Origin of the sequence: Faecalibacterium sp. IP-1-18 (genome assembly GCF_023347355.1) — a bacterium.
GTDB lineage: Bacteria > Bacillota > Clostridia > Oscillospirales > Ruminococcaceae > Faecalibacterium > Faecalibacterium prausnitzii.
Genome location: NZ_CP094472.1, coordinates 88,041 through 112,427 on the forward strand (window position 1 = coordinate 88,041; position 24,387 = coordinate 112,427).

The 24,387-nt window shown below is 61.2% G+C and carries 19 protein-coding genes; 10 read left to right on the forward strand and 9 right to left on the reverse strand.

The features are described 5' to 3' along the window. Positions 1-30: 30 nt before the first annotated feature. Together MTP43_RS00385 and malQ are read right to left on the reverse strand one after the other, a co-directional pair. The gene (locus MTP43_RS00385; protein ID WP_249234967.1) at positions 31-819 is read right to left on the reverse strand and encodes a GGDEF domain-containing protein; all 789 of its coding nucleotides are present in this window, start codon (positions 817-819) and stop codon (positions 31-33) included. Positions 820-972: 153 nt separating this feature from the next. Continuing rightward, complete coding sequence (malQ, locus tag MTP43_RS00390) at positions 973-2,550, reverse strand: 4-alpha-glucanotransferase (RefSeq protein WP_249234968.1); 1,578 nt, start codon at positions 2,548-2,550, stop codon at positions 973-975. A 531-nt stretch (positions 2,551-3,081) separates the two neighbouring features. On the opposite strand from malQ, the gene MTP43_RS00395 reads away from it, so the two are divergent. From MTP43_RS00395 to MTP43_RS00425, 7 genes are all read left to right on the forward strand, one after another. Beyond that, positions 3,082-4,272 (forward strand): alanyl-tRNA editing protein, encoded by a 1,191-nt coding sequence (locus MTP43_RS00395; RefSeq protein WP_249234969.1) that lies wholly within the window; start codon positions 3,082-3,084, stop codon positions 4,270-4,272. Beyond that, entirely contained in the window at positions 4,269-5,033 is a 765-nt protein-coding gene (trmB, locus tag MTP43_RS00400) for a tRNA (guanosine(46)-N7)-methyltransferase TrmB (RefSeq protein ID WP_112091370.1), read from the forward strand. Before MTP43_RS00395 ends, trmB begins: the two co-directional genes overlap by 4 nt. Beyond that, positions 5,026-5,205 carry a DUF6472 family protein gene (locus MTP43_RS00405; protein WP_249234970.1) on the forward strand — a complete coding sequence of 60 codons (180 nt, stop codon included), beginning with the start codon at positions 5,026-5,028 and terminating at the stop codon, positions 5,203-5,205. The genes trmB and MTP43_RS00405 overlap by 8 nt, the downstream gene beginning before the upstream one ends. Positions 5,206-5,220: 15 nt before the next feature. Continuing rightward, positions 5,221-6,312: a putative ABC transporter permease gene (locus MTP43_RS00410; protein ID WP_249234971.1), complete on the forward strand. Its 1,092-nt coding sequence runs from the start codon at positions 5,221-5,223 to the stop codon at positions 6,310-6,312. A gap of 187 nt (positions 6,313-6,499) precedes the next feature. Further along, the gene (locus MTP43_RS00415) at positions 6,500-9,166 is read left to right on the forward strand and encodes a bifunctional diguanylate cyclase/phosphodiesterase (protein WP_249234972.1); all 2,667 of its coding nucleotides are present in this window, start codon (positions 6,500-6,502) and stop codon (positions 9,164-9,166) included. A gap of 512 nt (positions 9,167-9,678) precedes the next feature. Further along, positions 9,679-10,422 (forward strand): AzlC family ABC transporter permease, encoded by a 744-nt coding sequence (locus MTP43_RS00420; RefSeq protein ID WP_249234973.1) that lies wholly within the window; start codon positions 9,679-9,681, stop codon positions 10,420-10,422. Beyond that, positions 10,419-10,748 carry a branched-chain amino acid transporter permease gene (locus tag MTP43_RS00425; protein ID WP_249234974.1) on the forward strand — a complete coding sequence of 110 codons (330 nt, stop codon included), beginning with the start codon at positions 10,419-10,421 and terminating at the stop codon, positions 10,746-10,748. Before MTP43_RS00420 ends, MTP43_RS00425 begins: the two co-directional genes overlap by 4 nt. An 8-nt stretch (positions 10,749-10,756) precedes the next feature. On the opposite strand, the gene MTP43_RS00430 is transcribed toward MTP43_RS00425, so the two are convergent. Next, positions 10,757-11,764, reverse strand: coding sequence for an asparaginase (locus MTP43_RS00430; protein ID WP_055186189.1), 1,008 nt, complete (start codon positions 11,762-11,764; stop codon positions 10,757-10,759). Between the two features lie 167 nt (positions 11,765-11,931). On the opposite strand from MTP43_RS00430, the gene MTP43_RS00435 reads away from it, so the two are divergent. Together MTP43_RS00435 and MTP43_RS00440 are read left to right on the forward strand one after the other, a co-directional pair. Continuing rightward, positions 11,932-12,789, forward strand: a complete 858-nt coding sequence (locus MTP43_RS00435; RefSeq protein ID WP_249234975.1) for an NAD(P)/FAD-dependent oxidoreductase — start codon at positions 11,932-11,934, stop codon at positions 12,787-12,789. Positions 12,790-12,794: 5 nt separating this feature from the next. Next, positions 12,795-13,481 carry a Crp/Fnr family transcriptional regulator gene (locus tag MTP43_RS00440; RefSeq protein WP_249234976.1) on the forward strand — a complete coding sequence of 229 codons (687 nt, stop codon included), beginning with the start codon at positions 12,795-12,797 and terminating at the stop codon, positions 13,479-13,481. Positions 13,482-13,538: 57 nt separating this feature from the next. On the opposite strand, the gene MTP43_RS00445 is transcribed toward MTP43_RS00440, so the two are convergent. The 3 genes from MTP43_RS00445 to MTP43_RS00455 form a co-directional block, all read right to left on the reverse strand. Next, positions 13,539-14,522 (reverse strand): aldo/keto reductase, encoded by a 984-nt coding sequence (locus MTP43_RS00445; protein ID WP_113620651.1) that lies wholly within the window; start codon positions 14,520-14,522, stop codon positions 13,539-13,541. Between the two features lie 135 nt (positions 14,523-14,657). Further along, the gene (locus tag MTP43_RS00450; protein ID WP_006735394.1) at positions 14,658-16,262 is read right to left on the reverse strand and encodes a peptide chain release factor 3; all 1,605 of its coding nucleotides are present in this window, start codon (positions 16,260-16,262) and stop codon (positions 14,658-14,660) included. A gap of 124 nt (positions 16,263-16,386) precedes the next feature. Then, positions 16,387-17,253 (reverse strand): bifunctional GNAT family N-acetyltransferase/class I SAM-dependent methyltransferase, encoded by an 867-nt coding sequence (locus tag MTP43_RS00455; RefSeq protein ID WP_249234977.1) that lies wholly within the window; start codon positions 17,251-17,253, stop codon positions 16,387-16,389. A 203-nt stretch (positions 17,254-17,456) separates the two neighbouring features. Here MTP43_RS00455 and MTP43_RS00460 point away from each other — a divergent pair, with 203 nt between their 5' ends. Beyond that, the gene (locus MTP43_RS00460) at positions 17,457-18,839 is read left to right on the forward strand and encodes a S1C family serine protease (RefSeq protein WP_097785233.1); all 1,383 of its coding nucleotides are present in this window, start codon (positions 17,457-17,459) and stop codon (positions 18,837-18,839) included. A 321-nt stretch (positions 18,840-19,160) separates the two neighbouring features. Here MTP43_RS00460 and pulA read toward each other — a convergent pair whose 3' ends face one another. The 3 genes from pulA to nagB all read right to left on the reverse strand — a co-directional run bounded on the left by pulA (position 19,161) and on the right by nagB (position 24,213). After that, positions 19,161-21,128, reverse strand: coding sequence for a type I pullulanase (pulA, locus tag MTP43_RS00465; RefSeq protein WP_097785234.1), 1,968 nt, complete (start codon positions 21,126-21,128; stop codon positions 19,161-19,163). A gap of 281 nt (positions 21,129-21,409) precedes the next feature. After that, a complete protein-coding gene (locus tag MTP43_RS00470; protein ID WP_097785235.1) occupies positions 21,410-23,167 on the reverse strand; it encodes a tyrosine-protein phosphatase in 1,758 nt (585 codons plus the stop codon). Between the two features lie 317 nt (positions 23,168-23,484). After that, positions 23,485-24,213, reverse strand: a complete 729-nt coding sequence (nagB, locus tag MTP43_RS00475; RefSeq protein ID WP_097782837.1) for a glucosamine-6-phosphate deaminase — start codon at positions 24,211-24,213, stop codon at positions 23,485-23,487. Between the last annotated feature and the right edge of the window lie 174 nt (positions 24,214-24,387).

A 24,387-nucleotide genomic window follows, 5' to 3' on the forward strand; every position in this document is an offset into this window, starting at 1 on the left:
TGCCCGAAGGGGGATTTTATACGTTGTTTCTCAGCAGATCTTATTGCCGCCGGAGATCTGGATGCCGCGCAGCCGCTCGTCACAGATGGCGTACAGGCGCTGCCAGCAGTTGGCGGCGCTGTCCAGCTCGTCCAGCCCTGCCACCGCGACGCTCAGGGTAAAGGGCACCCGCTTCATCATGCCCATGGAGGTGATGCACTCGTGGGGCATTTCGGCGTAAATGTTCCGCATCTGCTCGGCCAGCTGGCCGCCGTCCATGTCCAGACAGCCCACCACAAAGGTGGTGCCGGTCAGGCGGCAGACGATCTGACTGCCCGGGATGTCGAAATACTTTTTCCACTGGTTTGCCACAAAGCAGATCAGCTGATCCATCACCGGCTGACCGTAGGTGTCCCGCAGCTGTGCGCCGTGATCCAGCGACACCAGCGCCACAGCGGCCCTGCGCCCCTGCTCTGCCCAGCGATCCAGCTCGGCGGCGATCACAGTTTCAAGGTAGCGGCGGTTGTACACGCCGGAAAGAAAATCGTGGTTCAGGTCCTCGCGGCACAGCTCCCGTTCGCGGGCGCTCATGCGCTCTTCCGGCAGCAGGTTGCCTGCCAGCGGGGCAGACATGGTGATCCGCCACAGCTTGCCGTCTGCCCGCACCGTGCGGTGCAGCACGCAGCTTACCCGGCCGTTGCACAGGCTATAACTCACCTGCAGGCCTTCGTCCTGCCAGCCGGTGTCCTGTGGCAGCTCGTCCAGCAATACCGTTTCAAACGCAGCCTGTGCGCCCTCGGCAAAGGTACGCAGATCCTGCTCTGTCCATTCTCTGTCCATCTGTAATTTCCCCATCATCAGTACGCGCCGCCGCTTCCGACGGGCGAAATTCCAATTTTCCCACAAATCCGGGAACTTACGGCTATTATACCATTGAAATACAGATTTTTCCAGCAAAACGCACAAATTTTTACGGCAGTTTTTACAATTCTGTCAAATTGCTAATTCTTTCACGTTTTGAACGTCTGCATTGCAGCGGCAGTACACGGCGCACTCGGCTTTGATCTGTGCGGCAAGGGTTTTGGAGTCAAAGCCGGCCTTTGCGCGCCATGCCCAGTTGCCGCCCAGCTTGCCCGGGGTGTTCAGGTGCGCTTCGGCGCCCAGACCCAGCCAGTCGTACATGGGAATGATGGCTCTGTCCGCCACCGAGCCCAGCGCCGCCCGCAGCAGCGCAGTGCGCGCGGCGGCAGTCTTGACAGCTGCCACCTCCTTGGCGGTGGGCTTGCAGGGGGTCAGGTGCAGATAGGCCGCAGCGGTGGCCTTTTCCTTTTCGGAAGCGCCGTTCTCCCACCAGTCGGTCAGGGTGGTGTTGTCGTGGGTGCCGGGGTAGACCACGCCGTTTTTAACGTGGTTATGGGGCAGATACTCGTTGTCCCCGCCGCCGAAGGCAAACTGCAGCACCTTCATGCCCGGGAAGGTGCTGTCGGCCAGCAGCTTGCGCACGCTGGGGAACAGCTCGCCCAAGTCCTCGGCAATGATGGGCAGCTTGCCCAGTGCGGCCTCCAGTGCATCGAACAGCTCCATGCCGGGGCCGTTCTCCCACTTGCCGGTGCGGGCGGTGGTGCTGGTGGCCGGGATGGCCCAATAGGTGTCGAAGCCGCGGAAGTGGTCGATGCGCAGCAGATCGTAGATGCCCAGTGCGTGGCGCACTCGCTGGATCCACCATGCGTAGCCGGTCTTTTTGTGGTACGCCCAGTCGTACAGGGGGTTGCCCCACAGCTGGCCGTCTGCGGAGAAGTAGTCCGGCGGACAGCCCGCCACCCGGGCAAAGCGGCCATCGGCGTCCAGCTCAAACAGCTTGCCGCCCACCCATGCGTCCACCGAGTCGGCAGAGACGTAGATGGGGATATCGCCTAGGATCTGCACGCCCTTCTCGTTGGCATAGGTTTTGACTGCCTGCCACTGGACGCTGAACTTGTACTGCACAAACTTCCAGAAGCCAATCTCCTCTTCGTTTGCGGCGGCAAAGGCAGCCAGTGCAGCCTTGTCGCGGCGGCGGTAGGGGGCATCCCACTCCACCCAGTTCTTCATCTTGTTGGCTACCTTCAGCGCCATGTACAGGGCATAGTCCTCCAGCCAGTCCTCGTTGGCAAGGGTGAAGGCGTAGTAGTCGTCGGGGTAGTAGTAGCTACAGCCGTGCAGCCCGGCGCACTGGCTGCGCCATGCGGCGTAGGCCTTGCGCAGCACCGCAAAGCGGCTGACGTACAAGGTGCCGTAGTCCACTTCCAGCGGGTTTTTGCCCCAGCTTTCCGCCTTGAGGTCTGCGGCGGTCAGCAGGCCCTCTTTTTCCAGCGCTTCCAAGTCCACAAAATAGGGGTTGCCCGCAAAGGCAGAGCAGCTCTGGTAGGGGCTGTCGCCGTAGCCGGTGGGGCTGAGTGGCAGCAGCTGCCAGATCGTTTGTCCTGCTGCAGACAGGAAATCCACAAATTGAAATGCCGCCTTGCCAAAGCAGCCGATCCCGTAAGGGCCGGGCAGACTGGATACCGGCATCAGAATACCACTTTCACGCATGATCCGTTACCTTCCTCGCTGTCAATTTTCGGGAATATTCGTTGTTTCCTATCATAACATAACTGTAAACTATTTTCCACAGGCAAAAATCGTGGTATACTGGTTTTTATGGGATACCCCCTCAGCTTCGCTGCGCTCAGCAGCTCCCCGGGGGGGGGAGCTGTCGCGCAGCGACTGAGGGGCTTTGAATCGGCGGAGCCGGAAAAAACGGTTAAAAGATCTTCACGCCGAACAGGCGTGAATCTTCAGTTTTTTCCGGTGGAGCCCACTTCTTTAGGATTGTCAAGGGCGTGCAGCCCTTGACCCGTTGCGGGGTGGGTGGAGTCCAGAGGTAGGGAGGGGGGAATCGGAACACCCCTCCCTACCTCTGGCCCAGCGGAGCGTCTTTGCACGCTGAAAACAAGCAGAAAGTCACCCCGCGGAGCGCAATGCACTCTTCCGGTTCTCTTTTGGTGTCAAAAGAGAACATCCCTCGGCAAAGACTCTTACCACTATTGTCAATCGTTCTATTTTACAGGAGGTACTCGCGCTATGCAGCGCACAGAAAAATATTTTGAGCAGGATGCTTTCCGCACCGGATGCGAAAGCGTCATCCTTGCCGCAGAGCCGGACGAAAAGACCGGCGGCGGGCGCATCGCGCTGGACGGCACGGTGTTCTACCCGGAGGGCGGCGGTCAGCCCGCCGACCGGGGCACTCTGACCCTGCCGGACGGCACGGTGCTGCGGGTGTCGGACGTCCACGAGCAGGCGGGCATCATCTGGCATACAGTGGATGCCCTGCCCGCTGCCGCCGCGCCCGGCGCAGCCGTTGCCGGCTGCATCGACTGGGACTGGCGCTTTGACAAAATGCAGCAGCACACCGGCGAGCATATCCTTTCCGGCATCCTGCACCAGATGTTCGGGGCGGAGAACGTGGGCTTCCATGTAGGCACCGAGGTGGTGCGCATGGACACCAGTGTGCCCATCAGCCCCGAGGGGCTGCGGCAGGCAGAGCTTGCCGCCAACCGCATCGTGTGGCAGGATGTGCCGGTGCTCATCAGCTACCCCACCCGGGAGGAGCTTGCCGCCCTTGTTTACCGCTCTAAAAAAGAGATCGAGGGGCAGGTGCGCATCGTGACCATCCCGGGCGCGGACGTCTGCGCCTGCTGCGGTACCCACACCCGCACCACCGGTCAGGTGGGGCAGATCAAGATCCTTGCCAGCGAGAACTACAAGGGCGGTGTGCGGCTGAGCGTGGTGTGCGGTGCCCGTGCGCTGGCGGCGGCGCAGGCCATGCGCGCCCGGCAGGCGGAGATCGGTGCACTGCTCTCTGCCAAGGCCGACCAGACCGCTGTGGCGGTGCACCGGGTCTACGATGAGTATACTGCACTCAAGTTTACACACTTTGGACTGTGCAGCCAGCTGTTTGACGCCCTTGCGCAGCTGACCGCACCCGATGCGGACGCCATCCGTACCCTGCCGGGGCTGGACCCGGACGGGCTGCATCGGCTGGCTGTCCGTCTGACCGAGGCCACCACCGGCCTGTGCGCCGCTCTGACCCCCACCGAAAAGGGCACCGGTTACTGCCTTGCCCGGCGGGACGGCGATGTGCGCGCCCTGACCAAAGCACTGAATGCCGCCCTGAACGGACGCGGCGGCGGCAAGCCCGGCATCTGTCAGGGCAGCTGCGCCGCCACCCCGGAGCAGGTGGAGAGATTTTTGAAGGAGAACAACAAACTATGAGAATGCGTTTCAAACCCTATGCCCACGACGAACTGATGGCCGCGGATTTCCATGTGCACGAGCCCCTCATCTGGGGCGGCAAATGGCACGGCCAGTATGCCCGCCCGGAGCAGCCCTTTATTCTGGAACTGGGCTGCGGCAAGGGCGGCTTCATCTCCCAGCTGGCCTGCGCCCACCCGGAAAACAACTATCTGGGCATCGACATCACCGACAAGGTGCTCATCCTTGCCAAGCGCAAGATCGAAGCCGCCTATCAGGCAGCGGGACGTCCCATCGACAACGTAAAGATCATGAGCACCGATATCGAGCGCATCAAGGGCGTTATCACCCCGGAGGATGAAGTCAGCCGCATCTACATCAACTTCTGCAACCCGTGGAGCAAGAACGACTCCTCCCACAAGCACCGCCTTACCTACCCGCGCCAGCTCATCGCCTACCGCGAGTTCCTGAAAGATGGCGGCGAGATCTACTTCAAGACCGACGACGATGATCTGTTCCGGGACAGCGTGGAGTACTTCCCCGCTTCCGGCTACGACATCGAGTGGATCACCTACGACCTGCACGAGAACGAGCCGGCGTGGAACATCCGCACCGAGCACGAGGGAATGTTCACCGAGATGGGCATCAAGATCAAGGCGCTTATTGCCCGCAAAAAGCCCGGTGCCGACAGCGTGACATGGGTAGACCCTAAGGTGCTCAAGCGGATGGCGCGGGAAGCTGCCGCCGAAGCCGCCGCACAGGAAGGCGAAGGAAATGTCTGACCCCTGTGAGCTGTGCCTGAATAATGTTCAGGACGAATACGGCAGCTACTACTGCGCGCAGGGCGCTGCGCTGGATGAGGACGAGATGGCGCGCTATCTTGCCCGCAATACCGCTGCCTGTCCCTTTTTTGAGCCGGGGGACGAATATAAGATCGTATCCAAACAGAACTGAAGAACGGAGGTGCTCATGGTTAGTTTTCTCACCGGGACTATGGTATGCGGGTTCTCGCTGTACCATATTCTGGCCTATTTCCTGGTCTATTCCTGCATGGGCTGGTGTCTGGAGGTCATCTATGCCGCCGCTACCACCGGCCAGCTGGTGAACCGGGGCTTTTTGAATGGCCCGGTCTGCCCCATCTACGGCTTTGGCATGATCATCGTGCTGTTTGTCCTTACGCCCTTGCAGCACAGCATCCTGCTGCTGTATATAGGCGGCGTCATCCTGCCCAGTGCGCTGGAGCTGGTGGGCGGCTGGGCGCTGTATAAGCTCTATCACACTCGTTGGTGGGATTACAGCGATTTCCCCTTTAACATCGGGGGCTATATCTGCTTGGAATTCTGCCTGCTGTGGGGCGTGGGCACGCTGGTGGTCATGCGCATCGTGCACCCGGTGGTGGCGGACCTTGTAGCCCTCATCCCGCCCTTTGTAGGGGTCATCCTCATGTGCTTTCTGTACGCCGTGTACGCGGTGGACGTGGTGGCTACCGCCATTGCCGCCTCTGCGCTGGCCGATACGCTGGACACCATGGAGCAGCTGGGCGACAGCATCCACGCCGTCAGCGATGCTATGACCCAGCTGCTGGGCACCACCACCCTGACCGCCGACCAGAAACTGGACGAGGGACGGCTGCAATTCAAGCTTGCCGCCGCCGAGGCGCGGGACGCCGCCGGGAAACGCCCCTCTGCCCGTGAGACCATGGCCGCCATCCGCGCCAAGGCCGCCGAAGCCAGCGAAGCCGCCCGCCGCGCCAGCGAGGACGCCCGACTGAACGCTGTCGAAGCCGCCAACGCCGCCCGTCTTGCTGCCAAAGGCACTGCCGAGCGTGCTGCTGAATTGTTGCAGCTGGAACAGCTGGCGGCAGAGCTGCAGCAGCGCAGCGAGGAGATGCAGGCGCAGCTGCTGCGCACGCCCCGCATCGTGGGCCCCCGCCGTATGCTGCGTGCCTACCCGAAACTCCGGCACGGCAAAAAGCTGCGCAGCCTGCCCATATTGCGGGAGATGCTGCACCGCGCCGGGCAGGACGACACCGCGCAGAACGACAACAAGAAAACCAAATGACTCCCAATGCCGCACCGGCACTGCCGTGTGTGGCATTTTTGTTGCACTTTGCTCGAATAATGTTGTTAGAAAGTGTGAAAAACCTATTTCAAAACGGCTTAAACCGTGTTATACTGATTACAAAGTATACCAATTGACCGCAATCGACTTGTCCGTATTGAATCTATCCAAATTGTGAGGAATCGTCATGTCAGAGGAACGGAAGACCAAAACAGATGCCGCCGCACCGGCATCTGCTGCGTTGGAGCGGATCGACCGCAAGGACGCATTTTTACAGGCCCTGCATACATTCCTGACCGCGCATCAGGGAACGGAATGGGCTGTCGCCGCTGTGGATATCCAGCACTTCAAGCTTTATAACGAGCTTTACGGCACCGAAAAGGGCGATGTTCTGCTGGAGACTATGGCAAACTGTCTGCTGGGCTACAGCAAGCAGACCGGCTATCCTGTGGGCTATTTTGGAAATGATGACTTTTTCCTGTGCCTGCCGGACGAAAAAGCCGAGCAGACCGCCGTGCTTGCCACGCTGCAGGCCTGCATGGCTGCCGGCAGACAGGATGTCACCTTCTTTGTGGTAATGGGCGTGTGCCCCGTGCAGGCAAACCCCGGTGCGGATGCCGCCACCCTGTGCAACTATGCCCAGATCGCCGGTGTAACGACGGACAGCGGCTACCTGCACCGCTTTGAGCCCACCATGCTCAACGAACTCAAGGAACAGCAGCTGCTGCTGGGTGAGCTGGAGCGCGCACTGGACAACCACGAATTCTGCTTCTTCCTGCAGCCCAAGTGTAACAGCATCACCCGCGCCATCGTGGGTATGGAAGCGCTGGTGCGCTGGAACCACCCCACCCGGGGCTGTGTTCCCCCCGCCGAGTTCATGCCGCTGCTGGAGCGCACCGGCCTTGTGACAAGGCTGGACCAGTACATCTGGGAATCTGTCTGCCAGACCCTGCAGAAGTGGCAGGAAAGCGGCAGCAACCTTGTGCCGGTGTCGGTGAACGTTTCGGTGCAGGATATCCTGAACTTGGATGTGCCGCAGATCTTTGCGGATCTGGTGGAAAAATATAAGCTGGAGCCAAAGCTCCTGCTGGCTGAGATCACCGAGACCATGGTGGCCGAGGACACTCAGATGGTGGAAAACGCCATTCAGGGACTGCACCGCAAGGGCTTCTCGGTGATGATGGACGATTTCGGCAGCGGGTATTCCTCGCTGAATATGCTCAAGGATACCAACGTCGATGCCATCAAGCTGGACATGAAGCTCATCGACATGAATCAGGAGAACCGCAGCAAGGGCGTGCAGATCGTGGAGTCGGTGGTGGATATGGCGCACCGGCTGAACCTGCCCATCATCGCCGAGGGCGTGGAGACCCCGGAGCAGGTGTCCATGCTGCAGGCGGCGGACTGCCTGTACTCGCAGGGCTACTATTTCTTCAAGCCCATGCCGGTGGAAAACGCCGAAAAACTGCTGGCAGATCCCACCAATCAGGATTACTGGGATCTGCGCCGCGACCTGATGCGCCGTGACCGCCGGGTGGAGAACCCGGGCACCGAAAAGACTGCGCTGGCCTTGCAGGCCTACCAGATCTTTACCGATAACGTGCTGGAGATCTCGCTGCTGAACCTTGCCACCGGTGCGTACCGGGTGATCAAGCGGGATGCCCGCCTGCTGGGTGCGGATCTGGAAAAGGAAGAGGATTTTGTCAATTACTGCGACCGTCTGGTGAACGAAAAGATCGTGCACGAGGAGGACGCAGACCTGTTCTTGGAGCAGACCGATCTGGAAGCTTTGCGCTCTGTGCTGTACCACGCCACCGCGCCGGAGTTCTACCGCTACCGCGAGAACGTGTCCGGCCAGTATATCTGGGTCACCACAGAGGTGCTGCCCTGCCGGGGCTGCTGCGCCCAGAACCCATGGGCGACCGTGCTGGTGCGCAACGACGCACAGGCCGACCAGCTCAGCGAGGAGCTGGACTTCTCTTACAGCCACGACACCCTGACCGGCCTTGCCAACCGCAGCCGGTACGAGGCCGACCTGCGGGAGCTGCCCAACAGCGGGTACGAATCCGTGGTGTGCACCTACATTGATGTGGTCGGGATGCACGAGGTGAACGAGCATCTGGGTCACCGCAGCGGCGACACCCTGCTGTGCTGTCTGGCAAACGCCGCCCGCAAGTTCTTTGCTACCAGCCGGGTATACCGCATCGGCAGCGATGAATTTATCATCCTCACTCCCAACGAGCCGCCCTACAGCGTGTGGAGCACCGCAGACCGGATGCGCGCCTTCCTGAAGGAAAAGGACTACGCCATCTCGGTGGGCATCCAGCAGACCACCGACCTGCGCCATGTGGACGAAGCCGTGGCCAAGGCCGAGGCTGCCATGCGGCAGGACCGGCAGACCTACTACGAGCACAACGGCCGCGCCCGCCAGCTGGAAGGCCTGAACGAAAAGATGGAGCGCACCCTGCAGGAAAAGCGGGACGCCGAGCACTTTTTGAAGGTGCTTGCCCCCAAATACAAGACGGTGATCGTGGTGGACCTGCAGGAGGACACCGTGCGCCCCGTTATTGTGCCGGACGACTTCCAGTCCGTTCTGGACACCTGCGGCGGCTCTTTCCGCGCTGCGTTGACCAACTACCGCGACACGTTGGTAGCGCCCGAGGACAGAGAAAACTTTGCAAAGTTGTTCGATTTTGGCCTTGTGCACAGCACCGTGTTCAGCAGCAACCTGCTGGAGCACCGCTACCGCAAGACGGACGGACGCAGCTTCTGCATCCGTGTGACCCCCTACTCCCGTAGCGGCTCCCATATCAACGAGGTGCTGTGGATCTTCGCAGATGAAGATGTAGAGTAAAATATTCTTGTATGCTATAAAAGCAGCCAGACCGTCCGGTCTGGCTGCTTTTCTTTAGCGTGCTCGCCCTCTCAGGCGCTAACGCGCCAGATTCCCCCTTTTGTCGCTGCGCGACATCTTCCCCCGGCGCGGGGGAAGTCTTTCCTCAAAGGGAGAGCCCTTGGCAGTCCACGCAAAGTTCATCTCTTTGCCAAGGCCTCTCCCTTTGGGAGAGGTGGCACGGCGTAAGCCGTGACGGAGAGGGCGAGGACGTTTACGGCGGAAAATCCCCTTCTGTGAAAAGGCAATTCTGGAAAATCCGCAGATTTTCCAGAATTGCAAAGTTATAAATAATTATTCCGCTGAAGATGCGCAGAGCAACGCGGAGCGCATTCCAAATCGTCCCGGCAGCAAGAAGTCGCTGTCTTGCAAATGCGCCGGGATGTGCTATAATAGAAATCACTTATTTCATACAATCTATGTGGGTATATGGGCGCGCCGCCCGCTGAACCTGCAAAGCAAGGAGCTTTTCTATGCAGCATCTGTTCCGAACCGTTTCTCCCGCCCTGCCGCACCCCTGCCTGCGGGCGCTGCGGGCGGCTTTTCCGCAGACCATCCCGGTGCTGGCGGGTTATTTTGTGCTGGGGCTGGGCTACGGCATCTATGTGCAGTCCTTGGGGCTGCCGGTGTGGATGCCCATGCTCATGGGCACTGTCGTGTACGGCGGCTCGCTGGAGTTCGTGCTGGCAAGTTTGCTGCTGGGCGCGTTCTCGCCGCTGTCGGCCTTTTTAATGGCGCTGATGATTCAGGCGCGGCACCTGTTCTACGGCCTTGCCATGCTGGAGCGCTATAAGGGCTACGGCTGGCGCAGCTTTTACATGATCTTTGCCATGAGCGACGAGACCTTTTCCATCACCTGCTCGGCAACGCCGCCGGAAGGGGTGGACAAGGGCTGGTTTATGTTCTTCATCACCCTGCTGGATCAGCTTTACTGGGTGGGCAGCGCCGGGCTTGGGGCTGCGCTGGGCACCGTACTGCCCTTCAGCACCGAGGGCGTGGATTTTGTCATGACCGCAATGTTCACGGTCATCTTCCTGAACCAGTGGGAAAAAGATCAGCAGCACGGCAGTGCCCTGATCGGGCTTGCCGTGCCGCTGGTGTGTCTGATTGTATTTGGCTCCGGCAGCTTTCTGCTGCCGTCCATGGCTGGCATTCTGGTGCTGCTGCTGGCTTTGCGCCGTCCGATGGAAAAAGCAGCCGGGGAGGTAGAAGAATGACAGCAGTTCAGATGGGGCTTACCATTGCGGTGTGCACCGCCGCCACCATGCTTACCCGTTTTTTGCCGTTTCTGATCTTTTCCAGCAAGGAGCAGCCGCCGCCGGAGGTGGTGCGGTATCTGGGGCGGGTGCTGCCCGCCGCCATCTTCGGGATGCTCATCGTTTATTGCCTGAAGGGCGTTACCCCGTTCTCCGGCAGCCACGGCATCCCGGAAGCCCTTGCGCTGCTGGCGACCATCGCACTGCACAAGTGGAAGCACCAGACCCTGCTCAGCGTGGCGGGGGGCACTTTTTGCTATGTACTGCTGGTGCAGCTGGTGTTCTGAAAAGCGGCTCAGTGATAGAAGGTGTCAAAGTTCACCTGACGGTAGAACCGCTGCTGCAGCTGGTCAAAGCTTTCGCAGTTCTGCGCCAGCAGCCACATACTTTTGGTCACCACGGCCTCGATGGTCATATCGTGGGCTTCCAAAAAGCGGAAGCGGTTGCGCACCCGCTTACCCACCTCGTACACGCCCACATCGCTGCCCTCGTAGGTGACCTGCGTGGTCATGATGAGCACCTTGTGGGTGGTTTCGTAATCGCCCAGCCCGGCGGCAAAGGCGTCCATCAGCTGCTGCGGGATGCCGCCCACGCCAAAGCTTTCTACGATGACGCAGTCGTACAGACGGAAGATCTCCGGGATGAGCGCCGGGGACATCCCCGGCGTCAGCTTGAGCAGGAACACCCGGCTGTCCAGCGTGCGGCTGAACTCCACCGGCCCGGTGGGCCACGGCGAGGGGATGTACCGCACCAGCCGGTCGCCCTGCACCAGCGCCAGCTCCGGGAAGTTGACCGACGCAAAGGCGTCGTAGCTGATGGTCTTGTTCTTTTTGGCGCGGGTGCCCGCGATGACGTGCCCGCCGAACACCACCATCACGCCCCGGCTGCCCGGGTCGATGGCGCAGACTACGCTGTCCCGCAGGTTTTTCTTGGCATCCGTGATCTCGTTGGAGATGGGCTGCTGTGCGCCGGTAAGGATGATGGGCTTATCCGCGTTCTGAATTAAATAGGAGAGCGCCGCCGCAGAATACGCCAGCGTATCCGTGCCATGGCAGATGATAAAGCCATCGTATAAGGCATAGTTTTCCTGAATAGCGCGTGCCATCATGAGCCAGTGCTCCTGCCCGAGGTCGGTGCTGTCGATGCTGCACAGCGCCAGCGTTTCCGGGCAGCACAGTTCCTTCAATTCCGGCAGGTGGGCAAGCAGTTCCTCGCTGCTAAGCACGGGCTTGAGCCCCTGCTGGGTGCGCACGCTGGCAATGGTGCCGCCGGTGGTGATGAAAAGCAGACGTTGTTTGGACATAAAGCAAAAGCCCCCTGTGGCAGAAATTTCAACATGACAACAGTATAGCACACGCCCCGGGGCTTGAACAGTGCCCGCTGCCCAAAAAGTTTTTGCGACCCGGTCACAGAAATCTGCGCGGTTTTTGTGTATAATAAGGCAAAAGAACCATGCAAAGGAGCAACACCATGTCCAATATCGTTATCGTAGGTTCCGGCCCGGCGGGGGTGTCCGCTGCCCTGTACGCCGTGCGCGCCGGGGTGCAGACCACCGTGCTGACCAAGGGCTCCGGGGCGCTGGCACGCGCCGAAACAATCGAAAATTATTACGGCTTCGCCCAGCCGGTCTCCGGGCCGGAGCTGGAACGCCGCAGCATCGAGAACGCCCGGCGGCTGGGGGTGCAGTTTGTGCAGACCGAAGCCGTGGGGCTGACATGGACCGACCGCCTGACTGTGGAAACGCTGGCGGGCGCGTACCCGGCAGACGCGGTCATTCTGGCAACGGGTGCTTCCCGCGCGGTGCCCCGCATCCCGGGGCTGACCGGGCTGGAAGGGCACGGCGTAAGCTGGTGCGCCGCCTGCGATGCCTTTTTCTACCGCGGCAAGGACGTGGCGGTGCTGGGCAGCGGCGAGTACGCCCTGCATGAGGTGCAGGCGCTTTTGCCGGTGGTAAAAAGCGTCACCCTGCTGACGAACGGCGCAGCCCTGACCGCAGATTTCCCGCCCGAGGTGGCCGTCTGCACCCAGAAGGTGGAAGCCATTCTGGGCGAACAGACCGTCACCGGCGTGCAGCTGGCGGGCGGCACGGTGCGGGAGGTGTCCGGTGTGTTCGTGGCGCTGGGCGTGGCGGGCAGCACCGCACTTGCCCGGAAGCTGGGCGCTGCCGTAGAGGGCAGCCGCATCGTGGTAGACGGCAAAATGCAGACCACCGTGCCCGGCCTGTACGCCGCCGGCGACTGCACCGGCGGGCTGCTGCAGGTGGCAAAAGCGGTCTATGAGGGCGCGCTGGCGGGTACGGAAGCCGCCAAGGCGCTGCGAAAGGGGTGAGCCGTATGGCAGAAACATCTCCGCACGCCCGGTGTCTGGCCTGTGCGTTCCCGTTCTGGGAGCAGCTGACCCCGGAAGAGCAGGAGCGGCTGTGCCGCTTTACCCGCCCGGTGCACTACGCCAAGGGTGCCCGGGTGCACAGCCCGCTGGAAAGCTGCGTGGGCATTCTGCTGCTGCGCAGCGGGCAGCTGCGCTCCTATCTGCTGTCCGAGGACGGCAGAGATGTGACGCTGTACCGCCTGTTCGGCGGGGAGGTGTGCATCCTGTCCGCCTCCTGCGTGATGGATGCGGTGAACATCGACCTTTACATCGACGCCGAGGAGGACACCGAAGCGCTGTGCATCAGCGCGGGCATCTTCCGGCAGCTGATGCAGGAGAACGTCTATGTGCGCTGCTACGCCTACCAGATGACGGCAGAGCGCTTTTCCGACACCATGTGGACGATGCAGCAGATCTTGTTCATGAGCGCCGACCGGCGGCTTGCCATTTTTCTGACCGATGAGCTTGCCAAGACCGGCGGCGAGGATGTCCGCATGACCCACGACCAGATGGCAAGGTACATGGGCTCTGCCCGCGAGGTGGTGAGCCGGATGCTCAAATACTTTGCGCAGGAGGGCTGGGTGCGGCTGTATCGCGGCGGCGTGCAGGTGCTGGATAAGAAAAAGCTGCAAGCGCTGGCAAGAGGAGAATAAGAGATAAAAAACAACACCGGAGCGTCCGAAGATGCTCCGGTGTTGTTTGGTTTATCCTCAGGAGATCGCGTCCACGTCCCACTTCATGCGGACGGCGTCGGCGCCGTCCAGCTTGATGTGCATGGCACCGGCGTTGTCCAGTACCTGCTCCGGCTTGCGGGCACCGCACAGAACGTGCAGCCCCGGGATCATGCGGGCGGTCATGGCGATGACCAGCTGCGCCATGGTGCAGTCGTACTTCTCGGTCAGATCGCCCCACTTTGCCAGCAGTTCCAGTGCCTGTGCCCGGCGGGTGGGCTGGAAGCAGGGGTTCGTGTTGCGGGTGCTGCCCTCCGGGTAGGTGGTGTCCATGGTCACCTTGCCGGTCAGAAGTCCCTGCTCCAGCGGGGAGTAGGCCTGCACCGAAACGCCCAGCTCCTTGCAGGTGGGCAGCAGCTGCTTTTCAATGCGGCGGGTCAGCAGGCTGTACTTTTCCTGAATGACGTCCAGCTGGCCGTACTTGCAGTAGCCCCGGATGATGTCGGAGGTGACGTTGGAAGCACCGATGGCGCGGATCTTGCCCTGCTCCTTCAGCTTCATCATGGCTTCCATGGTCTCTTCCAGCGGATACACGCCAAAATCCGGGCTCTGCCAGTGGGTGTACAGCACGTCCAGATGGTCGGTGTGCAGACGGCGCAGGCTGTCCTCCACGTCCTCGATGATGCTCTTGGCGGAGAGGTCGCGGTACACCTGCACTCCGTCCACTACCTTGTGCAGGATGGGGGTCTCGTGCCGCCACTCCAGGCCGCACTTGGTGGAAAGCACCACCTTGTCGCGGTCGATGTGCTTCATGGCCTCGCCCACCACTTCCTCGCTGTGGTACAGCCCGTAGATGGGTGCAGTGTCGATCCACTGGATGCCCTGCTCCACGGCGGTCTGGATGGCCTTTACGGACAGTGCGTCGTCGTTATCGCCCCACCATGCACCGCCGCCGATGGCCCATGTACCCATGCCCAGAAACGGCACTGCGATACCGCTTTTGCCAATGTTGATGTTCTGCATATACTTTACCCTCCGTGCCAGCAGTGTTCCCCGCAATGGGAACCCTCATTCTGATGTCTGGCATTCTATGTTGTATTCTTGGCTGCTATATAAAAAAGGCTGCGGAGCGCAGGTGCACTCCGCAGCGCTCTTTTATCAGATGTTGCCGAACTCGCTCAGCTGCAAGCTCTCGTTGTGGGTCTCGGCCCAGCGCACCGCCCAGTCGGAGGTGAACAGCAGCAGACGGTTGCCCTTCATGTCCTCCACAGCCTTGGTGTCGCTGGTCAGGTCAAGATCCCGCAGATTGTAGGTGTCGGGGTCGTTCTGCACCCAGCGCAGCTGCTCAAAGGGCAGCTGCTGCATGCGGATCTCCACGTTGTACTCGGTGTTCAGACGGTACTCCAGCACTTCCAGCTGCAGCACGCCGACCACGCCGACCACTACTTCCTCCATGCCGCCGCCCACTTCGCGGAAGATCTGGATGGCGCCTTCCTGCGCGATCTGCTCCATACCCTTCACGAACTGCTTGCGCTTCATGGTGTCCTTCTGCTCAATGCGGGCAAAGTGCTCCGGGGAGAAGGTGGGGATGCCCGCGAACTGGACCTTCTTTTTGCCGGTGCACAGGGTGTCGCCGATGGAGAAGATGCCCGGGTCAAACAGGCCGATGATGTCGCCGGCGTAGGCCTCGTCCACGATGGCGCGGTCCTGCGCCATCAGCTGGGTGCCGGTGGCCAGCTTGATGTTCTTGCCCTCCTGCACATGGTAGGCCTCCATGCCGCGCTCGAACTTGCCGGAGCAGATGCGCATAAAGGCAATGCGGTCGCGGTGGGCCTTGTTCATGTTGGCCTGAATTTTAAAGATGAAAGCGGAGAACTCGTCCCGGCAGGGGTCCACCGGCTCGCCGGTCAGGCTGTCCACGCGGGCCAGCGGGGCGGAGGTGAGCCGCAGGAAGTTTTCAAGGAAGGGCTCCACGCCGAAGTTGGTCAATGCAGAGCCGAAGAACACGGGGCTCAGCTCACCGCGCAGCACCTTGTCCAGATCAAACTCCTCGGCAGCGCCGTCCAGCAGTTCGATCTCGTCCACCAGCTGCTGGTGCAGGTAGGGGGTCAGCAGCTCGTCCAGTGCGGGGTCGCCCAGCTCGGCCTCGGTCTCGCTGACCTTCTTCACGCCGTTGGCGCGTCCATCGCTGGAAAAAGCCAGCACCTTGCGTGCGTTGCGGTCGAACACGCCCTTGAACTCCTTGCCGCAGCCGATGGGCCAGTTCATGGGGTAGGTCTTGATGCCCAGAATTTCCTCGATGTTCTCCATCAGCTCAAAGGGGTCGCGGGCTTCGCGGTCCATCTTGTTGATGAAGGTAAAAATGGGGATATGGCGCAGGGTGCACACCTTGAACAGCTTGATGGTCTGGGCCTCAACGCCCTTTGCGGCGTCGATGACCATGACGGCAGAGTCTGCCGCCATCAGGGTGCGGTAGGTATCCTCCGAGAAGTCCTGATGGCCGGGGGTATCCAGAATGTTCACGCACTTACCGGCGTAGTTGAACTGCAGCACCGAAGAGGTAACCGAGATACCACGCTGCTTTTCAATGTCCATCCAGTCGGACACGGCGTGCTTGGCGCTCTGCTTGCCCTTGACGGAGCCAGCCTGATTGATGGCTCCACCGTACAGCAGCAGCTTTTCGGTAAGGGTGGTCTTACCTGCGTCGGGGTGGCTGATGATGGCGAACGTCCTGCGGCGTTCGATCTCTTCACGATTTGTCATAGATGATATTTCTCCTGAAATGGATGGAACTTCTTCCGGCATCGCTGCGCGATGCCGGAAGAAGCATTTTTACACATACGCACCTTATTCTATACGAAAACGCGTGATAATGCAAGGGTTTTCGTTATTTTTTCAGGATCAGGCAGGGCAGAGGGGCAGTTTCGGCCCAATTGGCAAAATCACACACCAGAACGGTGAAACTTTTCAGTGGAAGTGCCCGCAGAAAACGCAGCACCGCCTGTTTTTCGTCCGAGCCGATGACCGCCCCGCTGTACAGGATGGCGCTCACGATGCCGCCGGGGCGCACCGCCTGCAGCGCCGCCTGCAAGGCGGGGATGCTGCTCTGCGCGGTGGAGAATACCGCATGGTCCGCCCCCGGCAGCCAGCCAAAGTTGAACATGACTGCATCGGCAGTGCCTGGCTGCACATACTGTAATAAGTCGGCGTGGCTGCCGCAGACAAGGTTGTACCGCTCGGCGGGCACATTTGCCTGTTCCAGCCGGATGTGGGTGGAGCGGATGGCTTCGGGCTGCACGTCAAAAGCCAGCACCCGCCCGGTGGGGGCAGTCAGATTGCACAGAAAGGCGGTGTCGCCGCCGTTGCCGCAGGTGGCGTCCACGCACAGCTGCGGGTGCACCAGCCGGGCGGCTAAAAAGTCCTGCACGAACTTGACCGCTGTTAAGTCCGGGGTGCGGCGGCGCACCAGCTGCCCGCCCTCGGCGGCAAAGCCGAATTTGCCCCAGAAAGCAAGCTCAGCGGCGTTTTCCGGCAGCGGGGCGGTAAACACGGTGGCGGCTTCCCGGTCATAGCCGCCAAAGCTGCGCAATACTTCTTTTAACAGGTAGGAGCCGTAGCCCTTGCGCCGCCACCGGGGCAGGATGCACAGGGCGGCAAGCTGTGCGCCCTTGGGGGCGGGAGAAAGGCAGCACTCTCCGATGCAGTCCTTTTCTTTATACAGGGCAAACCCCTGCTCAGTGCGGTGCAGTTCCATAAAAAGCTCCTCCTTGACGGGTCGATGTTCTTCCCTTACAATAGCAAGCGGAAACGCTGCTGTCAAGGGCAGAAAACAGGACCGCATTTCACATATTCTTCACGGCGCAAGCGATTCATTTTCACATTTGACAGTTACAATAGGGACAGTTCAAAGGAACAGATGTCCCTGCGGACCGGCCTTTGAGGGAAGGATGTAGTAACATGGAAAACGAGAACAAGTGGGAATACGATTATTCCGCTTCCAATAACGAGACCGGCTACCCCAACGTGGGCAGCAGCGGCATGAACACGGCGAACCAGTATAACGAGCCGGAAGCGCAGCCCGCGCGTCCGGCCGATACCGCCCCGGCAGATGGCGGCAGCGTGCCGCCCACCCCGCCGGAGCAGCCGCAGTACAGCGCCCCGGAGCAGCCGGAAAAGCCCCGCCGCAAGAAAAAGTTCAACGGCGGAAAACTGGCACGCAGCGCCGTGGCACTGGTGCTGGCAGCCGCCATGGGCTTTGCGGGCGGCTTTGTGGGCGCAAAATACGGCGGCGGCAGCAAGGTGGTCATCCAGCAGGTGGAGCGCCCTGCCAGCTCTGACAGCAGCACCGACAGCACCGGCAATTCCATCAGCGCCACCAGCGGCACCGGCCTGAGCACCGCACAGGTAGCCGAGATGGTCAGCCCCAGTGTGGTGGTCATCACCACTGAGCAGGTGGTCTACTCCCAGTGGTCGTGGTACGGCCAGAGCCAGGTGGAGAGCGGCGCGGGCAGCGGCGTCATCATCAGCTCGGACGGCTATATCCTCACCTGCGCCCATGTGGTGAGCGGCGCTTCCAACATCACCGTGAGCATCGGCGACAAGGATTACCCCGCTACGCTGGTGGGCGAGGATACCACCAGTGATATCGCCGTGGTCAAGGTCGATGCCACCGGCCTGACCCCCGCCACCGTGGGCAACAGCGACAGCCTGAAGGTGGGCGAAAGCGTCATGGCCGTGGGTAACCCCTTGGGTGAGCTGGGCGGCACCGTGACCAGCGGCATCGTCAGCGCACTGAACCGCAGCGTCAGCATTCAGGGCTCCAGCTCTGTCAACACCATGTCCCTGATCCAGATGGATGCCTCCGTCAGCCCCGGCAACTCCGGCGGCGGCCTGTTCAACATGAACGGCGAGCTGGTGGGCATCGTCAATGCAAAGTCCTCCGACAGCGATGCCGAGGGTCTGGGCTTTGCCATCCCGGTGAATGACGCCGTCAAGGTGGCACAGGAGCTGCTGGAAAACGGCTATGTGACCGGCCGTCCCTATCTGGGCATCAGCTACTATGCCGTGACCGATGCTCAGACCGCCGCCCAGCTGGGCGTGAACGCCTATGGTGTCTACATCGTGGAGGTAGTCAAGGGCGGCCCTGCCGACAAGGCGGGCTTGCAGGCCGGTGACCGCATCGTGAGCGTAGACGGCAGCGAGGTTGCCACCCAGAGCGACCTTGGCACCCTGATGCAGAACCACAAGGCCGGTGACGCCATCGAGATCACCGTCGCACGCGGCGGTCAGATGCAGACCGTTAACGTCACCCTTGGCGAAAAGGGCGCAGAGAATAACTGAAAATAGTAAAAAGGCTGTTGCACGGAATGTGCAGCAGCCTTTTTTGTTGTGAAAATACCCCTTCCGTCTGCTCACTACGTTCGCAGCCACCTTCCCCAAGGGAACGGCTTTTGTGCTGACGGGGAACTTTGCGGCATCGCCATAAGGCGTCCCCTTGGGGGAGCTGTCAAAGCCGTCAGGCTTTGACTGAGGGGGTTCCCTCCACGACCCCTCCCGTGAAAAAGTAAATCGGGAAAATCCGCAGATTTTCCCGATTTACAAATTACAAATAATTTTTCCGCTGATGATGCGCAGAGCAACGCGGCGCGCATTCAAATCGTCTTACACCGCACCAAAAATAGTGGCGCTATACGGCGCAAGGGTGGTTTTGTTTGTAAAAACGCGGCTTGCCCCCCGCCACAGGCTGGAAGAGGTGCCATCGCTCAGCAGCTTCCACTGCCCGGCGGGCAGTGAGACGGTGCAGGCGGTGTCGGTGGGATTATAAAAGACGCACAAAGCGCTCCATGCTGCGCCGTCGCCCCAGACGGCGGGCAGCATCCAGCCCACCAGCGGCTGCTCCAGCGCAAAGAACTGCAAAGCCTCCGGGGCGTGACGGTCGGTGCTGCCCAGCCGGGGAAAGGCTGCCCGCAGCGCCAGAAGCCCCCGGTAGTAGTCCACGAGGGCGTGGTACTGCTCGGCGCGGTTCCAGTCCAGCCGGTTCAGGGCGGGAGAAGAGCGGTAACTGTTGCCTACCCCCTTTTTGGTGCGGGCGAACTCCTCGCCCGCCTGCATGAAGGGCAGGCCGAAGCTGGTCAGGTAGATGCCCGCCGCCAGCCGGTTCTGCGCCAGTGCCACGGTGTCCCGGGCGGTGAACTCCGGTTTTTCGTAGCGGACGCAGAGCAGCTTGTCCCACAGGGTAAAGTTGTCGTGGGCGGAAACATAGCTCACGATCTGGCTGGGCGCGTGGGGCGGCAGACGGTCGCTGCGGCACCATGCCGCCACCGCTGCGCCGATATCCCAGAAGCTGCCGGGCTTGCCCTCCACATAGCCCGGCTCGCGGGCATCGAAGCAGCCGCCCTTGATGGCGTCCCGGGTGTCATCGCAGAAGATGCCCACCCGCTCGTTGAGCATGGCAAGGTTCGCCTTGTTGGCCTCGTACCGGTGCAGCTGGCTGGCACCGCCCTGCCACGGCTCGCCGTACAGCAGGATGTCCCGCCCGCCGGGCAGGCTGTCCAGCGCAGTGCGCACCGCGTTGATGCTCTCGGCATCGTACAGGCCCATCAGGTCGAACCGGAAGCCGTCGATGTGGTACTCCTTTGCCCAGTAGAGGATGGAGTCGATGAGGTACCGCCGCGCCATGGGGCGCTCGCTGGCAAACTCGTTGCCGCAGCCGCTGCCGTTGGAAAAGCTGCCGTCCGGGTTTTGCCGGAAAAAGTAGTACGGCACGGTGCTGTTCAGAGGATTTTCGGTGCGGTAGGTGTGGTTATACACCACGTCCATCACCACCCCGATGCCCGCCGCATGGAGGGCGGCGATCATCTCCCGGCACTCCCGGGTGCGCACCTCGCCCCGGGTGGGGTCGGTGGAGTAGCTGCCCTCCGGTACGTTGAAGTTGGTGGGGTCGTAGCCCCAGTTATATTGCCGCAGCAGGGGTTTTGCCTCGTCCACGCTGCCAAAATCAAAAATGGGCATCAGCTGGACGTATTTTACCCCCAACCGCTTGAGGTAGTTCAGGCAGGTGGGGTGGATGCCATCGCCGTGCAATGTGGTGCCCTGCTGGGTAAAGGCCATATATTTACCCCGCCACGCCGGGCGCACTCCGCTGGCGGCATCCTGCGAGAAGTCCCGCACGCTCACCTCCCACACGGCGCGCTGCGCCGGGGGGATATTGGGGCGCACATCCCGCTCCCACCCGGAGGGCGCGGTGCGGGCAAGGTCTACGATCATGCTGCGGACGCCGTTTACCCCCGCCGCCCGGGCGTAGGGGTCGCCGGTCTCGCGGGTGACGCCGTCCACGGTGACGGCAAAGGTGTAATAGCGGCCGTGCTGCTCCCCGGGCAGCCAGATGCTCCACACCCCCTGCGCTCCGCGCACAAGGGGCTTTGTGCCCAGCACAGCACCGCCGTCTCCCTTGTGGTATAAGGTCACAGTGACCGCCTCGGCGGTGGGTGCCCACAGCCGCAGACAGGTGCCGCCGGGGGTGTAGTCCGGCCCAAGGGGGCCGGTATAATAGTTTTCGCGGTGGAAGGGTACGTTTTCAAACAGTGTTTTCCACTGGGCAGGCGTTTTTGCAGCCATGGTCAGTTTCATTCCTTCTTATAAGATTCGTTATATTCAGTGTATCGGACAACAGGCTCTTTTTCAAGAGGGAATCGACTTTTACCATGGAAATCAATTTTCCTAATAAAGGCTTCCCCCGCCGCGCGGCTGTTTCCGCAGGAAACCAGCGCGGCAGCTGCCGTTTGCCGTTGCAACCCCTCCCCGTGAAAATGGGGTTCAGAAACGCCCGCAGGCGTTTCTGAACCCCGAAATTATAAATATTCTTTCCGCTGAAAATGCCCAGAGCAACGCGGCGGGCATTCCAAATCGTCTCATTCCAGATACATCCGCCGCAGCCGCATCAGGCGGGCGGGGGTCAGGCCGTATTCGGCTTCCAGATAGCTCTCGGCGCTGCCGTAGTCCTGCCGGATGGTGCGCAGCACAAAGGGCGCAGTCTCCGGGTCTACCCCGGCGGAAGTCTGCCAGCGCATCCGCTGCGCCGGGTCGGCGGCGATCTCCGCCGCATGGTCAGCCATGGCCTTTTCGATCTCGGCGGCGCGGCAGAGGTTGGTGCGGGCATAATCTGCGCAGATGGTCTCGTCCGAGGCACCCAGCGCCAGCAGGATCAGCATGGCAGCGACACCGGTGCGGTCCTTGCCCGCCGTGCAGTGGAACAGGATGGGCGTCTCGCCGGCTTCCAGCGCCCGGAACAGCTCCTTGAAGGCCTTGTTGCCGGTGAGCATCTGCCGGTACATCAGCTGGGTGAGGCTCATCCCGGCGGGGGCGCTCTGCACCAGCCGCTGGATGTCGTTTGGCGAAAAATCAATTTCCTGCCCGGTGGCATCCCGCAGGCCGCAGATTTGCACCAGCCGTGCGCCGTCCGGTACATAGTCCGGCAGCTTGGCGGCTTCTGCGCTGCTGCGCAGGTCAAGGATGAGCCGCAGCCCCAGCCCGTCCAGCCGGGCGCGGTCGGCTTCGGTGGTCAGCCGCCCGGTGGGGAAACCCCGGTAGATCTGCCCCCACTTTACGGTCTTGCCCTCGTCGGCGCGGTAACCGCCCAGCTCCCGGAAGTTGTTGCCGCCCGCAAAGGGCAGCTGGGTGCCCGGGACGGGATGCTCCGGGGCAGCCTTTGCGGCGGCGCTGGAAAGCACCGGCGCGGTGTAGAAGGGCTTTGCCGGCCGACCCCGGCGGGGTGGCAGGCTGGCGGTGCTGCCCAGAACCTCTAACAGGTAGCTGCGCAGCAGGTCGATATAGGCAGAGCTGGTGTCCCGCCGCTGCACCAGCGACACGCACAGCGGGGGCATATCTTCCAGCAGCACGTCCCGCACACGATCCAGCTCCCGGCGGGCGCCGGGCTCGTAGCGGGTCAGGCAGGTGCACAGCTGCTCCTGCACCAGATAGTAGGCCTGATAAAAGCTGGGGCCGATCTCGGCATTGGGTGCAAAGCCCGCCCGGGCGCAGGCCGCCCACAGCGGGCTGAACAGATCCTGCCGCAGGCTGGGCAGCAGCACCCGCTGCCCGCGCAGCTCTGCCAGCGGGATGCGCTCCTTTTCCCAGAAGGGATGTCCCCGGGGCACCAGCAGGCAGGCGGGGTCTGCGCGCAGGGTGGTGCGCGCCAGCACCGGCGCGGCGCAGCCAAGGTCGATGACCAGACCCGCGTCCAGCTCGCCCTGCTCTACTCCATCGGCCACGGCGTCGTTGTCCAGCAGACGGAACCGCATCTCCACATGGGGGTACTGCTGCCGGAACTTGTCCAGCTGGGTTTCCAGTCCAGGCAGATAGTCCGGCACCAGCGCCACGCTGATGCCGATGCGCACCGGCTGGGCAGACTGGATCTCAGCCCGCAGGGCGGCCTGCATCTGCTGGAACTGCTCCACCACCGGGGCGGCATGGCGCTGTAAGCTCATGCCCCGGTCGGTGAGCGCCAGCTTGTGGTGGGCACTGATAAACAGCGGCCCGCACATTTCGGCTTCCAGCGCAGAGATGCTCTGGCGCAGCGCCTGCCGCGACAGGAACAGCCGCTGTGCGGCGCGGGTATAATTCATTTCTTCGCACAGGGTCAAAAAGTAGTGCAGCTGGCGGATATCCATGGTCTCCTCCCGGGAAAGTTTGTTCTGGAAAAAGAATACCGCTTTTTCGTCGGAATGTAAAGAGAGGACAGCAAAATGGGTTCAACCCTCTCAGTCTGCTCCCCCAAAGGGAATTTTATTAGTGCTGACCGACAGATGCGTAAAAGCTCCCCCTGAGAGGAACGACTTCCCCCGCTCCGGGGGAAGATGTCACCGCAGGTGACAAAAGGGGGAATCTGGCATCGCGTAGCGATGACTGAGAGGGTTCTTCCCCTTCAAAAAAGGAACACCGGAACGCCCGCAGGTGTTCCGGTGCCCCGAAGTTTAAATAAGGAAAATCAGATCAGGCTCAGAGCCTCTTCGTCAGCCACCAGAATGAAGTCCGGGTGCAGCTGCAGGATGCTTGCGGGCACCTCGGGGGTGACGGGGCCGAAGAAAGCCTTTTTGACGATCTCGGCCTTGCCTACGCCGTTGACCACCATCAGCACCTTGCGTGCCTGCATGATGGTGCGGATGCCCATGGTATAAGCCTGCTTGGGCACCAGATCCACGTTGCCGTCAAAGAAGCGCTTGTTGGCCTCGATGGTCTCCTGGGCCAAGTCCACGCAGTGGGTGCCCAGATCAAAGGCATCGTGGGGCTCGTTGAAGCCGATGTGGCCGTCATGGCCGATACCCAGCAGCTGCAGATCCACGCCGCCCACGCGGCGGATGACCTCGTCGTAGCGCTTGCACTCGGCTTCGGCATCCAGATTGGTGCCGTCCGGCAGGTTGATGTGGGCGGGGTCGATGTTCACATGGTCGAACAGGTTGCGGTGCATAAAGCTCCAGTAGCTTTCCGGGTGCTCCTTGGGCAGGCCGCGGTACTCGTCCAGATTGACGGAGGTGACCTCAGAAAAATCCAGATCTCCCTCGTTGTACCGCTCCACCAGCTTCTCATAGATGCCAACGGGGGTGCCGCCGGTAGCCAGACCCAGCACACAGTTGGGCTTCATGATGACCTGCGCAGAAATGATGTTTGCTGCCTTGCGGGACATATCAGCGTAGTCCTTTGTACGAATGATCTTCACGATAAACGACCTCTCTTCTTCATTTACTCCTTGTGGGCGGTGCACAGCGGTACACGCCCGCATCTGGTTCAAGTTTATCACATTTGCCAACAGAAAGCCACAAAACGGCACAATTTTTCCGGTTTTCCGTTTCTTTTGGAAAAAGTGCCTTAAAAACCGGTTGAAGTATCGTTT